Here is a 13,737-nt window from a genome sequence, read left to right on the forward strand (position 1 = left end):
CAGCCCCAGGATAGGATGAGCCGACATCGAGGTGCCAAACCGCATCGTCTATGTGGACTATTGGATGCGATCAGCCTGTTATCCCCGGGGTAACTTTTATCCGTTGAGCGATATCTCTATCATATGAAAATATCGGATCATTAAATCCCACTTTCGTGTCTGTTTGACTTGTAGGTCTCACAGTTAAGCGCGCTTATGCTTTTATGCTTTGAGGCCCGATTTCCATCCGGGCTAAGCGCACCTTTGAACGCCTCCGTTACAATTTGGGAGGCAACCGCCCCAGTTAAACTACCCGTCAAATACTGTCTTTCGGCCGTATCACAGGCCAAAGTTAGGGCCAAAGAAATACAAGGGTGGTATTGCACTGGCGACTCCACTTCGGCTAGCGCCAAAGCTTCAAAGTCTCCCACCTATGCTACACATGTAGACCTTCGGACCAATATTAAACTGTAGTAAAGCTCCACGGGGTCTTTCCGTCTTGCTGTGAGTAATCGGCATCTTTACCGACTATGTAATTTCACCGGATCCCTCGTTGAGACAGTGCCCAAATCGTTATGCCATTCGTGCGGGTCGGAACTTACCCGACAAGGAATTTCGCTACCATAGGACCGTTATAGTTACGGCCGCCATTCACTCGGGCTTAGCCCGCCAGCCTCTCCAATAAATTGGAGTCACCAGCAGATTTGACCTTCGAGCATTGGGCAGGCATCAGTCCCTATACATCATCTTACGATTTAGCAGAGACCTGTGTTTTTGGTAAACAGTCGCTTGGGCTCTTTCGCTGCGGCCTATCTTGCGATAGGCAGTCCTTATCCCTAAGTTACGGACGCTTAATTGCCGAGTTCCTTAACGAGGGTTCTTCCGATCACCTGAGGCTACTCGCCTCACCCACCTGAGTCGGTTTGCGGTACGGATTTTGCAATCTCTTGAGCCGAACTTTTCTTGTCTCTTTCTACGCTGCACTAGATAAACCATAATTCACGTGCAGTTTCAAAAAAGCGTCATCGGTTATGATTGCAAAAGCGGAGGAATATTAACCTCCATTCCATCGCCTACGCCGCCACTACAACGGCCTCGGCTTAGGACCGGCTAACCCTGGGACGATTATCGTTGCCCAGGAAACCTTGGGTATGCGGTGTCCAGGTTTCTCGCCTGGATAATTCGTTACTTATGCCAACATTCTCACTTCTTAGCGCTCCAGCCTCCCTCACAGGATGACCTTCACTGCACTAAGAACGCTCCTCTACCGCTCGCGCAAGCGCGAGCCTATGTCTTCGGTCGGAATCTTGAGCCCCGTTAAATCTTCGGTGCAGGACCTCTAAACTAGACCAGTGAGCTGTTACGCACTCTTTAAATGCATGGCTGCTTCTAAGCCAACATCCTGGTTGTTTTGGAAGTCCCACTTCCTTTTCCACTTAGATTCCAGTTAGGGACCTTAGACGATAGTCTGGGCTGTTTCCCTTTCGACAACGAAGCTTAGCCCCCGCTGTCTGACTCCGGAAAGAATCAGGAAGAATTCGGAGTTTGTTTGAGGCCGAGAGCTTGCGCCCCCGGAACTCATTCAGTGCTCTACCTCTCCCTGCGACAATTTCCGGGCTATACCTATATATATTTCGAGGAGAACCAGCTATTTCCGAGTTCGATTAGCATTTCACCACTATCCACAGTTCATCCGAGAACTTTGTAACGTTCGGCGGTTCGGACCTCCATTTGGTTTTACCCAAACTTCATCCTGACCATGGATAGATCACTCGGTTTCGGGTCTAGTATGTGCAACTATTCGGCTTTAGCCTCGCTTTCACTACGCCTACGGGATTACCCCTTAAGCTTGCTACACATAGCTAACTCGTTGGCTCATTCTACAAAAGGCACGCCATCACCCCGGCTTGCGCCGGAGCTCTGACTTATTGTGAGCTAAATGGTTTCAGGTTCTATTTCACTCCCCTTATCGGGGTTCTTTTCAGCTTTCCCTCACGGTACTTGTTCGCTATCGGTGGGATATAGTATTTAGTCTTGGAGCATGACCGCCCCAGCTTCACACCGGGTTTCACGTGTCCGGTGCTACTCGGGAACACCAACTTTTTGCTACTAAGATTTCGATTACGTGACTATCACACTCTGTGGTCGTCCTTTCCAGGAGCGTTCTTCTATCGTTTCGCAAAAATTATATGGGTCCCACAACCCCGGTTGATAAATCAACCGGTTTGGACTTTTCCCTGTTCGCTCGCCACTACTAAGGGAATCTCATTCGATTTTTTTTCCTCCGGGTACTAAGATGTTTCAGTTCCCCGGCTTACCCAGCTACGCAAGCGCAGCTTCACCTTACGGTGGGGTTTCCCCATTCGGAAATCCTCGGATCAAAGCTTGTTTGACAGCTCCCCGAGGCATATCGCAGCCTACCACGTCCTTCATCGGCTATATCTCCCAAGTCATCCGCCATTAGCCCTTAAACGAAATATACTTTAGATCAAAGTACTTTTCCCCCCGAAGGAGGAATAATACCTGACCTGTTTGACTAGCAATTACTGGATTCAACTTTCGTTGAAAAAATAATTGTTTTAATATTTTTATCGGAAGAATACATTTTGTGTAATTACATATTAATTACTCATTTATTCAATTGTTAAAGTGCTGATAGGATTTCAATATACAAGTCCCTATCTTGTAGTTAAAATCCTGATTGTGTAACAAATTTGCTTGTCCCACCGGAGCCTAAAGGGCGAAGGGGGATGGACCATAAGGCTCGCAGCTGGTATCAAAAGTATATATCTCACATATAGGAAACAAAAAATCCGCCGGAAAGCGGAATGATTTAATGCCACAAAATAAACTTTGCGAAATTAAAATTATCCGCTGACCCCCTCTCTCGTAGTGTGATTGTTTCTCATAGTGCCTAAACCCGATTAATTTGTTCCTTTATCCTCGGGTAACTTGTGCGCAAAATCAACTTAACATAAACGCACAAACCTTGTCAACACTTTACAACTTATCAGTGGAGAGCAGAAAAATTACATTAATTAATCCCTCTGCTCTGCGTCGCATTCAATTTCGAATGCGACGCGCCAGCTCTCCTCCTCCTACTCTCACCGGCACAGCTCGATCAGTACCCGCTTGTACGCAGTCTGGAGTCCCCGAAGTTGCTCGAGATCGCTATCCGAGACCTTGTCCGCCGGTAGCCTCGAAGCTACGGCTTCGTATTCGACGATCTTCTCGAACCACGTGAGGACGTCGATTTTTGGCAGTGACTGCGGGTTACGCGGAATCGGATCCATCAATTCTCTCAGGTTCATATTGATCCCCTCTCTGCCCTTGCAAGGATTGAGTACAGACAAGAAATTTCTATCACAAATTCAAACTTTTCGCAAACGCAGAGCTATGAAAATCTACTTTGAATTGAAAAACTGCGGAAATAATCCAGCGGTTAAAAACTATTTCATTTTGATCCTATTTTTGTAACATCCTACAATCACTTCATCAGTTCTTAATTTTATATTGTGCTATTTTTCAAAGAAACATGAGATTTATTATTTTAAGATTTCAATACGCTACAAGTTCGAGATACCGGGACCCAACAAATTTTTTGAACAACCGAGATGATTCTCCTTGGCACGGATTAATTTCCCACCCAAGGGATCTCTCAACTTTATTTCAAACATGGTCCAGACGGTATGTCGAACCCTACAACAAAAACGCCTTCCTCCGCCACATTGGCACAGGAGGGTGTTTTGTGTTCAGTCCGTAGCGAGTAGTCGATAGTCCGTAGCGTATATTCTCTACGGACTAAGGACTATGGACTACAAACTAGTTTATTGTTGGCTTGAGAATTTATTTATCGCATCCATAATTTTGCTGGAACTTTTCATATCTTCAAAGAACAAAATTTGGTCACGATTTATATACATTTGATCCTCTGGGCCATGGAGTTCACTTCCAAGTTTTATTAGCGACACTTTCTTATTTTGGTCCGTATTACTATTTTGCAAATCAGTTGTAGTTTTCAAATAGTATATATCGGTTAGTTTCACGATTTGGTCATCGGAATTCGAAATGTATCCGAAATATACTTGCCCATTTGTAAGAAAAACCGCCTGCCTCACACTATGCTTATTTAATAAATATTTTTTATTGACGTAATATCCGCCAAATCCTGCAGCGACGATCACCACGACGATAATAATTATTGCAATGATCCAGCTCTTCCTCTTTGTAGACTTATCCATAGAATCTCCTCTTTATTGTTACTAATATATACTTACAAAATTCGTCCACAACTGGTGATCTCTAGTCCCTCAGACAAGGCCGTTATTCGCAAACCACAGCTCATCCGTTCAAGGATACAACAAAAATAAAACACATCAATTAGAATTTTTCACAAAAATTTTATCAAGATGCTGGCCTATTGGTGTGAACTCTTCCATATAAAAAAAGCTGGTTATATATAAAAATTAATATGTGGACAACCAGGGTGGCAAATTTATTGCTTAGGTCGATACCCGAAAGGTAAAAGTATTAAGTAATAAATGAAAAAGGAGCAATGATGGATTATTTAAAATTGGCAAAAATTGCACGTGTTGCCGCAGTATCGACTGCCTTTGTGTTTGCTGTCGGTTCGGGCGGAGCGCTTGCATCTGTCAGTGTTGGCGGCTCAAACGACACCACGGGACCAAATTCAGAAAATGAAAATGAATGGAAAATCGATGCCGATTATGATCTGGATGTGGATAACAATGCCGACTTAGAAAGTGAATTTGAGCTAGATGCAGAAACCGGTGATAATGACATCGATTGCAATACTGAGGTTGATGACATTCTTACTGGTGATATAGAAGGAGATATTTCCGTAGAGAATGAGCTTAATTCATCCGAAATCGAAGTCGGAACGGCAGATGTCGGCGACATTGAGGTTGACCTAGGAAATGAAACAACCGGGCCTTATTCAGAGAATGAGAACGAGGTCAGAATTTCAATGGATCGAGACATAGACATCGACAACGATGCAGATGTTGAAAACGAGCTAGAACTTGATGCCAACACAGGAAAGAATCGCGTTCACAACAACACTGTTGTTGGAGATGTTCGAACCGGAGATGTTTCCCTAAGCGCTGATTTCTCCAATGTGCTTAATCAGGGAGAAATTGATTTGGGCGGACTTGGTGAAATGGACATCGAGGGAGACTTCGGAAATGAGCTAACCGGTCCAAATTCTGAAAACAGCAATGAGCTCGACATTGATGCTGACGTCGATGTAAATATCGATAACAATGCCGATATTGAAAATGAGCTTGAAGTTGATGCCAACACTGGGAAAAACTGGATTGGCAAAAACACTGTTGTTGGTGATGTTGAGACAGGAAGTGTAGATCTTTCTTTTAGCGTTACCAACATGGCCAACTAGTCCCCTGGATTAGACATTAGCGAGGACTCCGGTGTGAGTATGTCGAACACCTGGGTCCCGCAGATGTCGAATTAATTAACACTAATAATCAAACAATGGAGTGGCCATGACAAAGGTTTATAGGAAAATGAAAAAAATTATTGCTGGAATAATGATTCTGGTCTTTGTGTCATTCTATTCATTACCAGCATTTGCTGCTGGTAATATTGGCCCGACCGGCCCACAGGAACCAACCGGAGCTATCGAACCAACTGGGCCGCAAACTCAAACTGGAGCTATTGAACCGACAGGTCCGCAGACACCGACAGGTCCGCAGGAAATTATTTCAAACCCGATTGTGGAAACTTCGGGGACAGAGAATCAAACTGAACAAAATCTATCAAATAATTTTACCGGATCAAATTCTGAAAATCTAAATGATTCAAACTCTTCGGCCGACGCGAATATAAATCTTACGAATAATGCCGAGGCCGACAACGATATTAGTGCCAATTTAGTTACCGGTCAAAATGGAATTGGATCAAACACGGTGGTCGGTAATGTATCCACTGGCGATATCAACGGAAATGTTTGTGTTATTAATGCCCTAAATTCCTCGCTCGGGCCAGACGATTCTATTGGCGGACAGTCGATTAATACTTCAGGAATGAATGGCATCACTCTCGCTCCAGCTGATACCAGGCTAAACCTTCAAAATGCAACGACCGGCGAAAATTCGGAAAATTCTAATGTTTTTAATGGCGGACAAGTTATCGATTTTTTCGAAGTTAACGATGCAGCCGCGAATAATTCTATTGAAATTGATGCTGATACTGGCAACAACGAAATTTCCAACAATACCAAAGTCGGCGAGCTTCAGACCGGAGATATTGCCATCGCTGCAAATTTAATTAACCTTTTAAACATTTCTCCGGAAATTGCACTTTCAATTGACTTTTGGAATCTTTTCGGCGGGCTTGTTGGGGATATCACTATCAGTGAAGCAAATGATATTACAGGTTCAGATTCAGAGAATAAAAATTTGGTCAATCTGGATGGCGGGGAAGACATTTCGATCAGCAATAATTCTGAAACCAATAATAATATTAACTTGAGCGCCAATACCGGAGGCAATGCCATCGGTTCAAATACGGCAATTGGCGATATAAAAACCGGTGACTCAACAATCAAAAACACACTGGTGAATGTCGCCAATATCATTACTGCACCGGTTTTTTATCTGGTGAATGTCTTTGGTACATGGACCAGTGGAGCACTCCTTGGTATCGATCCATCGATGATATTTATTAATGAAATCAACAATACAACAGGAACCAATTCGGAAAATTCCAATCTTGTTACTGCTGAAAATAATGCTGACCTATCGATCGAAAACAATGCTTTAATTAATAACAATTTGAATATTAAGGCCAACACCGGCAACAACAAAATTTCTAACAATACTGTTGCTGGCGGGCTCTCGACAGGTGATATAAAGCTCGCGTCCAATGTAATTAATATTTCCAACCTGGTTGGAAAAGGCGCAAAAGCCTTCGCTCTCCGTATCATCAATATCTTCGGCAACTGGTGTGGTGGCGGAGACGGCAAGGGTGGAGGTGGCGATGATAATAATGGTGGTGGCGAGAGTGATGGCAGCGATGAAAATGGTAGCGGACAGGGAGGCGGCGGTTTTTCGGAAAATCCAAGTGATACTGGCAGCAGCCTGGGTGGGTTTATCGGAAATGCAAAACCTTTGGCCAAACTCGCATCTTTCGAGCAAAGCAATGTTCTTCCGGACGCAGGCGGAAATTTAACAACAACTCAAAATAATCCCGTAGTTAAATCGATGACCACAACCACTTCCAGGAGTGCCAAGGAGTTTATCTATTGGATTGCAGCAGCTAGTGCCGTTCTTATTCTCTGGGGATCGATAGAATATTTGGCCTACAGAAAAATGAAAAAAATATAAGAAGATATACAAAACTTTAGTTAAGCTTGCGCTGCCACTCCGCGAGAGTGGCAGCGCCGGCTAATCGCTCTCCATCGCAAAAGCCAGCTGGCCCTGCGAGCTGCTTACCGATAAAACTGGCAAGCTAGCTATCCCCCGGCTACTTGCGACAACCACCTTCTCAACCTCAACCTGAAATCCGAGCTGAGCCCTCGGGAATCGGCGAAGGTTGATCGGCGCGTTCGTGAGCCTCCTGCCGCCTGGTTGATGAAAGCTAATGGCCTCCAGGAAATTCAGCCAGTATCCAACCCACTTTTCCTGGTACCATACCTTCACCCAGACTTCCTCCGTCCTCACCCCGAATGGCTCATCGGTAGTCTCACCGAAATAGTACCCCACCGGCAGCTGTATTGACTTGTTCTTGTCCGGCTCGCCATCGATGGTCGGGCCAAGGACATACATGGCAATGGCATGGCCCACGTTGGGTCTGACATGCAGATCGATGTCATCCGGCAAACGAATGCCTCCGGGCAAGTATTGCATTCACCGAGCCTCTTTCTTTCGGTTTGGTTTGGCACGCTATATCAGTATATACCAAATTTTTAAAAATAAAAAAACCGCCTAAGCGGGATTATTGATGGAATGTATTGTTGCTGGTTAGAAATATTATCGTGAGCCCAAATGAATGCGTTTATATTTCTAGTATAAGAATCAAAACAATTTATAGGGACAACTTTCCACGCAGTTCAATGGCTAGCTCAATTTACACCTACCTAAAACGCTTTTTATAAATTCATCTTTAGCTTTTGAATAAGCTTTCCGATCATTTTCGTATTTTATTGCTAGCTTTTGCTTTAGATTTTCATATTCTTTTAGCACATCCCTATCCGCCCTTAAGTAATCCCTGAATACTATTGTTTCTCTATATTTTGTACCCTCAATTTCCATAATGTGTATAAAATGAGTTATATAATCCGGTTTAATCTGACCCGGCTTTACTGGCACGCCTTTTCTCATGAGAATTTCACCGTCCGCATTGTCTTCCTTTATTGTATAGCTTGGAAACTTCAATATCTTTTCTTTTATCTTATTAATATCTTCAAGTGAATCAACGCCAACAGCAATATCAATTATTGGTTTTGCAGATAAACCGACAATGGAGGTAGAGCCCACATGTTCGATCGATTTTGCCACATCACCAAATATTTTTTCTAAAATTGTTTTTTCCTTATTAAACTCGTCCCGCCATTGCGGATTATATTTTTCGACTTTAACAAAACCCTTTTTAAGACCAATTTCTTTTTTCATTAGAAGTATTTTTCTAAAGACAGAAAATGATTCATATTCTAAGTATGAATCATTTTAACGTTCGAGATAGTTCAATTTGATAAATAATTTTCTTGAAGGTGGCACGATATCATAGTCTTTCAATTGTCCAATGGGTATCCATTCCAACTTTTGAATGCCAGGACTTAATTTTTCTTTTCCCCCAACATACTCACATAGAGTATCGAGATAAATAAAATGTTTCTCTTCCCCGTCAACATCTTTTTTAATTTCTGTGTCCCAGGATAACCTTTCAGAGATTTTAATATCTATGCCAGTCTTTGCTTTTACTTCTTGAGTGATAACATCTTCGGGACTTAGGCCTGCACTTAGCTCGCCGCCAAATAAATACCAAGTTTCTTTATATGGTAATGAGCCGTCTGGTTTTTTACGCATTAAAACTGAATCACCTTTTTTAACAACACCGATTACTAAAATTTTCGTTTTCATAATCTTATAATGACAGTTCTAGCGTTATTTTTCCATATATAATAAAAAGACTAGCCTTGGACTAATCTTTTTTTGGTAGACCCGATAGGATCTCGAGCATCGCTTACACTCCCTTGGAAAACCCTCGGTTTTCCAGTTTTCCGACCCCTTCCCGTTCGAATCCTCAGCTTTAACTCACTAAATAAAAAATCACCATTAAGGCGACATTTTTGGTGGGGCACAATCCAAGAAGTAAGAAATATCGTTATGAATTCAAATGAGTATATCTGTATTCCAAAGATGAGAATTAAATCTCTCCATATTTAGCGGCTATTTGCTTTTCCACCATTCTGTATAACATAGATTGATAGTATGGGACTCCAGTGTGATGACAACAAGTTGTCATCACACTGGCAGCTCTGTCGAGTCGGACTTCATCAGCGGCAGTCTGGGCAAAGCCCACCCTCGAGGTACTGCGTGCGAACCGCTAGTCTGCACCTCGAACATCGCATCGCGGCACCGCTCAGCAATAACGCAGTCTCGTCCATGAGCTCGGTCTCCTCGAGATACGGGCTTTTGCCAGCAGTCGCCCCTGGCGGGTCGTTACTCGTCGGGGTACGTGTTAAATGCCCCATTTGAACAGCCTCCCTTCACTTGTCGTCCGTCGGCCACTACAGAATTGCATACTTTATACTAATAGTCAATAACATGAGATAGTTCTGACCTATTTTTTGGTATAATAAAAAGACTAGTCTAGAACTAATCTTTTTATTGGTGGACCCTATCGGATTCGAACCGATGACCTCCACAGTGCAAATGTGGCGCTCTACCAACTAAGCTAAGGGCCCAGATCGACGTAATGATAGCATAAACGGGGCTATTTATCAACCTTATACACCCTCATCCCAACAGTAATTAATATGGGTTTTGGGAATATAAATATGAATACACTGCGTAGAGAACTCCAATGACTAAAAGAGCAATAATAGATCCAATTACGAGCCCTCTATTTTTCTTTACAATGCCCCAGATCAGGCATGAGAGCGAAACTATGATTAGAATCAAACCTGTTAACATTTGCCCTCCAAAATTTTGATTATCTGTGCTTAAAACTTCACTACATACCAAAATGCACTTAATATTTTAATGTATTGTGAATGATAGCGTTATGACTTTATAAATATATTTTTATGCAAACCGCGCCTTGAACTGCGTATGCAGCTAACGTGTCGAGGTGATAGCAATAGAATGAATCAGCTCGTTATTGAAATAAACATTCAGATCAAACTGCCCGACTTCATTAAATTGAAAACCCGTCCCTTTGCCCGGGTTGGAAATTGTTTGTTTTTCGGTAACAAACGCTCTTTCACCAGTCTCTTGGTTTATGACCTCTACCCAAAACTCTCCCGTGGTTCCTTTGGTATCGGTAATATCTACCTCGATTGACATTCCTGCTTTGAATTCAGTGGTAGGCACAGGAATATTATCTGGACCGGGCGGCGTCCCGGGTTTCATTTGGCCGATTTCAATTTTGTCAAAATATTTTGTGTATGATGGCTTCACAGCACAAATTTTGGATTTACATAGCAGGCCATCCTTGCAATCTTTGTAGGTTGCGCAGCTGCTTCCGACTTCGCCATTCGTACACCTTCCACTGGAGCAAAAATCGGTTTTGCAGTCCTCTTTGACACTGCAGGTCGAGCCCAATTTGCCCGAGGAACAAACACCCGATATACAACTTGTACCTTCGGTACAGCGGTTGTTTGCTTTGCAAGCCTGGCCCTCGGGGACCTTTTTGATGAAATAATACCAACCGGCAAATCCGGCACCAGCAAGAATGATTACGCCCAAAACTACAGAGATAATTATTATCGCGGTCTTGTTCATCTTCCTCCTTATTATTTTTTGTTATCTAGAATTTAACTACATACCAAAATGCTGCTACAATCACGAGTACCCCAACAATTTTCCAAAAAGTATAAGTTCCATATGCACCGAGCACTTTTTCAACGGAAGGAAAACGCATCGTATTGTCGGTGATCCATTTTGCATATTTAATAAGAAGATAACCGAATAATATTAAAGCGATAAAAATTAAATATTTCATATTCAGTCCTTAGTTATTAGTCCATAGTTTTAGTGATTCTCCCACAGCCCACTTTGCAAAATCACTGGCATTCGATTTTAGGAATTCTTCGGGTTTCATCCATGTCACAATATGGTCATCTTCGATTGATTCAGCTTCGTTAATCTTATCCAATTTGGCCAAATAAAACGTGCCTAGCTTATTCATTGATTCCCTGCCTTCTTTCTGAAAATATTGATTTGCGTTTCCTAAATATTTCAAATCGCAAATATCGCATCCTGATTCTTCGTAAGTTTCTCGAACCACTGTTATCTTTGGGTCTTCATTATTATCAATCCCACCTCCGGGTAAGTGAAAGGAACCATTCACATTTAAACATAAAATCTGCCCCGATTCATCAGAAACTACCGCATAAGCCCCTGGCCTTTCTCGATATGTTCCGAGTGGTTTTGTTCCGAATTGAAATATTTTATTTGACATTAGAAATTAGTAATTAGTCATTACAAACCTTGGGTTTGCTCTCACTCTTCTCTCCATGACAGAATCGCATAAGATCCTGTGGTTGGATATTCTGGGGGCGGGCTTAACGTGAGGTATGGGTCATAAGTTTGCAATGTATTTCGATAACCGGCGATAACAGTACTTCCCGAAACCCACGACCATGTCCAGTACTGATTTGTTGAAATGCTTCCATATATGGAAATGGAGCTTTTGACAGGTCCTTTGCTATCAGGATACCAGACATGGCCGGTTTGGGACAGAAGGGCCGCGTCAATTTCCAACGATGAAACTGCATAATCGGGTATTTCAATATTACCCTGGGAAACAAGACCAATTGAGGCAGTGCCATCTTTGGCTCCGTACAACAAATTATCCTTAATTTTGATCAATGCTGGGCCTGATTTGTCTATATAGGCAGCAATTGTAATCCGGCCATTATATGTACCATCTACCCAAACATTATCATTGACATATACTACTCCGTTTCCAGGCGCATCTAAAGTTCCCAAAAAGTTTGCAGTGATGCCGGTTGACCTCTCACCACTCACCCGGTATTCATCAATCTTTCCATCTGAGCGCAACTTTAGATAATAGCCGCGTGATTTTGAGGAATCCAGATATATACCACCGGTTTTGGACTCGGTTTTTAAGTTGGCAAAATCCACGCTTACTCGATTAAAATCAACCGTCGGCACCGGAAAAACCCAATAGTTTTTTGGTCCCCCATTGCCCCAAACGCCATCATGTAGTTGGCCATCTCCACCAAAACTTGATGTCGGCCTATATGTTGCCGAAGATGAACTGATAATTCCATTTGCTGTTCCGTCAAAATGCACTCCGACATTGGAATGAACAGGGCCGTTTGTTGTTTCATTTACACCAAACCAGCATTCAGTATTTGTCAAAAATGCGTATCTTGCAAATGAGGGCATGCCAAGATCTGCCAGAACAATCCTATCCATGCTCTCCCCTTTGATTTTTCCGACCGCTTTCACATTCACCACCGCATCTCCAAGCCCAGGTGGGGTTATATACAAGTCATACGTTCCAACTACATTTCCAGATTGATCAGTATAGTCGTGAGCATAAGGTCCATAAGGCCCGTCTCCCTGGGGGCAAACGTTGCCATCGCAATAATCCTTGTTGTCGTGTGCCAAATGCCACATATAATAATTGACTCCTGCTTCGGCTACATCAAGTGCCGAGACTGTCTGCATGTGCAATTTTGCATCCTTTAGGTTGGATAGAGCAAAACCGGCTACCGCCATCGATAACCCCAAAAATAATACCGAAGTGACCATAATCACCGGAAGGTAGGCGCCTTTTTGAAAGCTTATTTTTGACCCTTGCCCGCCTTGAGCAGGGCCGAAGGGATTTTCGATCTTTGGCTTAATGATCATAGGTTTGTTTTAAGATTTCTCAAATTAACCCTGGTTATTGTGGTCACCGCATCCGGGCTTTTGTTCGGATCTTTATCAACCATAATTTGGAATTGCACCATTCTCACAGCATCGGTCGGTACCGGATCAGAAATCTGCGAGCTGGTATCGTTAAAATAACGAAACAAATCTGATCCATTGGTGACGTTTTTGATTATCATGCTTACATTTTCTTCTTCAGGTGGATAATTAAATACCGGCCCAGGCCCCGTGGGCTCTATAATCCCTTTCTTAAATTCACCATTTTCGGAAAAGTATCTAACTTTGCTCGGAGCAGGCTGCTCATCGCCGAGAAGATATGCATAAAATTCGTAGGTATCGGCAGTGGAAGCAATAACCTGTGTACTTCCTCTTGCATTTTTCTCGAAATCACGCATTGCTTTAGCAGCCTCCTCTTGCGAACTGATCGCTTCCTGGCCATAACGGTAGCTTTGGAACCCTCTTACAATCATCGTTGCAACCACGATTCCAATTACGCCAAGAAGCAAGATGACGAATGTCATCTCGACCAAGGTAAATGCTTTTTTTGTGCTAATTTTCATCGAAAACCTATCAAATTTTAGTAATTTTCAAGTTGTAATTTTCCAACCTCGGCTCGTGCCTCGGCCGAGACGGGTGATTTTTGAGTTTTGAA

The 13,737-nt window shown here is 42.8% G+C and carries 12 protein-coding genes, 1 tRNA gene and 1 rRNA gene; 2 read left to right on the forward strand and 12 right to left on the reverse strand.

What is annotated here, in order from left to right:
- From WC080_01405 to WC080_01415, 3 genes are all read right to left on the reverse strand, one after another.
- Positions 1-2,460, reverse strand: a 23S ribosomal RNA gene (locus WC080_01405); the annotation flags it as partial.
- 623 nt (positions 2,461-3,083) lie between these two features.
- Complete coding sequence (locus tag WC080_01410; protein ID MFA7243929.1) at positions 3,084-3,290, reverse strand: hypothetical protein; 207 nt, start codon at positions 3,288-3,290, stop codon at positions 3,084-3,086.
- Between the two features lie 516 nt (positions 3,291-3,806).
- Positions 3,807-4,220 (reverse strand): hypothetical protein, encoded by a 414-nt coding sequence (locus WC080_01415; protein ID MFA7243930.1) that lies wholly within the window; start codon positions 4,218-4,220, stop codon positions 3,807-3,809.
- A gap of 317 nt (positions 4,221-4,537) precedes the next feature.
- Between WC080_01415 and WC080_01420 the strand changes: the two genes are divergently transcribed.
- Entirely contained in the window at positions 4,538-5,395 is an 858-nt protein-coding gene (locus WC080_01420; GenBank protein MFA7243931.1) for a hypothetical protein, read from the forward strand.
- Between the two features lie 106 nt (positions 5,396-5,501).
- Positions 5,502-7,343, forward strand: coding sequence for a hypothetical protein (locus WC080_01425; protein MFA7243932.1), 1,842 nt, complete (start codon positions 5,502-5,504; stop codon positions 7,341-7,343).
- Between the two features lie 60 nt (positions 7,344-7,403).
- Here WC080_01425 and WC080_01430 read toward each other — a convergent pair whose 3' ends face one another.
- From WC080_01430 to WC080_01470, 9 genes are all read right to left on the reverse strand, one after another.
- Positions 7,404-7,838: a hypothetical protein gene (locus tag WC080_01430; protein MFA7243933.1), complete on the reverse strand. Its 435-nt coding sequence runs from the start codon at positions 7,836-7,838 to the stop codon at positions 7,404-7,406.
- A gap of 237 nt (positions 7,839-8,075) precedes the next feature.
- Positions 8,076-8,630, reverse strand: coding sequence for a GrpB family protein (locus tag WC080_01435; protein MFA7243934.1), 555 nt, complete (start codon positions 8,628-8,630; stop codon positions 8,076-8,078).
- Positions 8,631-8,684: 54 nt separating this feature from the next.
- Complete coding sequence (locus WC080_01440; GenBank protein MFA7243935.1) at positions 8,685-9,098, reverse strand: NUDIX domain-containing protein; 414 nt, start codon at positions 9,096-9,098, stop codon at positions 8,685-8,687.
- A 751-nt stretch (positions 9,099-9,849) separates the two neighbouring features.
- Positions 9,850-9,925: transfer RNA gene (locus WC080_01445), tRNA-Ala, on the reverse strand.
- Between the two features lie 373 nt (positions 9,926-10,298).
- The gene (locus WC080_01450) at positions 10,299-10,964 is read right to left on the reverse strand and encodes a hypothetical protein (GenBank protein ID MFA7243936.1); all 666 of its coding nucleotides are present in this window, start codon (positions 10,962-10,964) and stop codon (positions 10,299-10,301) included.
- A gap of 25 nt (positions 10,965-10,989) precedes the next feature.
- Entirely contained in the window at positions 10,990-11,184 is a 195-nt protein-coding gene (locus WC080_01455) for a hypothetical protein (protein ID MFA7243937.1), read from the reverse strand.
- Between the two features lie 9 nt (positions 11,185-11,193).
- Complete coding sequence (locus WC080_01460; GenBank protein MFA7243938.1) at positions 11,194-11,643, reverse strand: NUDIX domain-containing protein; 450 nt, start codon at positions 11,641-11,643, stop codon at positions 11,194-11,196.
- A 41-nt stretch (positions 11,644-11,684) separates the two neighbouring features.
- Positions 11,685-13,064, reverse strand: coding sequence for a hypothetical protein (locus tag WC080_01465; GenBank protein ID MFA7243939.1), 1,380 nt, complete (start codon positions 13,062-13,064; stop codon positions 11,685-11,687).
- Positions 13,061-13,645, reverse strand: coding sequence for a type II secretion system protein (locus tag WC080_01470; GenBank protein ID MFA7243940.1), 585 nt, complete (start codon positions 13,643-13,645; stop codon positions 13,061-13,063). The genes WC080_01465 and WC080_01470 overlap by 4 nt, the downstream gene beginning before the upstream one ends.
- Positions 13,646-13,737: the final 92 nt, after the last annotated feature.

Source organism: Patescibacteria group bacterium (assembly GCA_041674405.1).
Classification (GTDB): domain Bacteria; phylum Patescibacteriota; class UBA1384; order XYA2-FULL-43-10; family XYA2-FULL-43-10; genus JBAYVT01.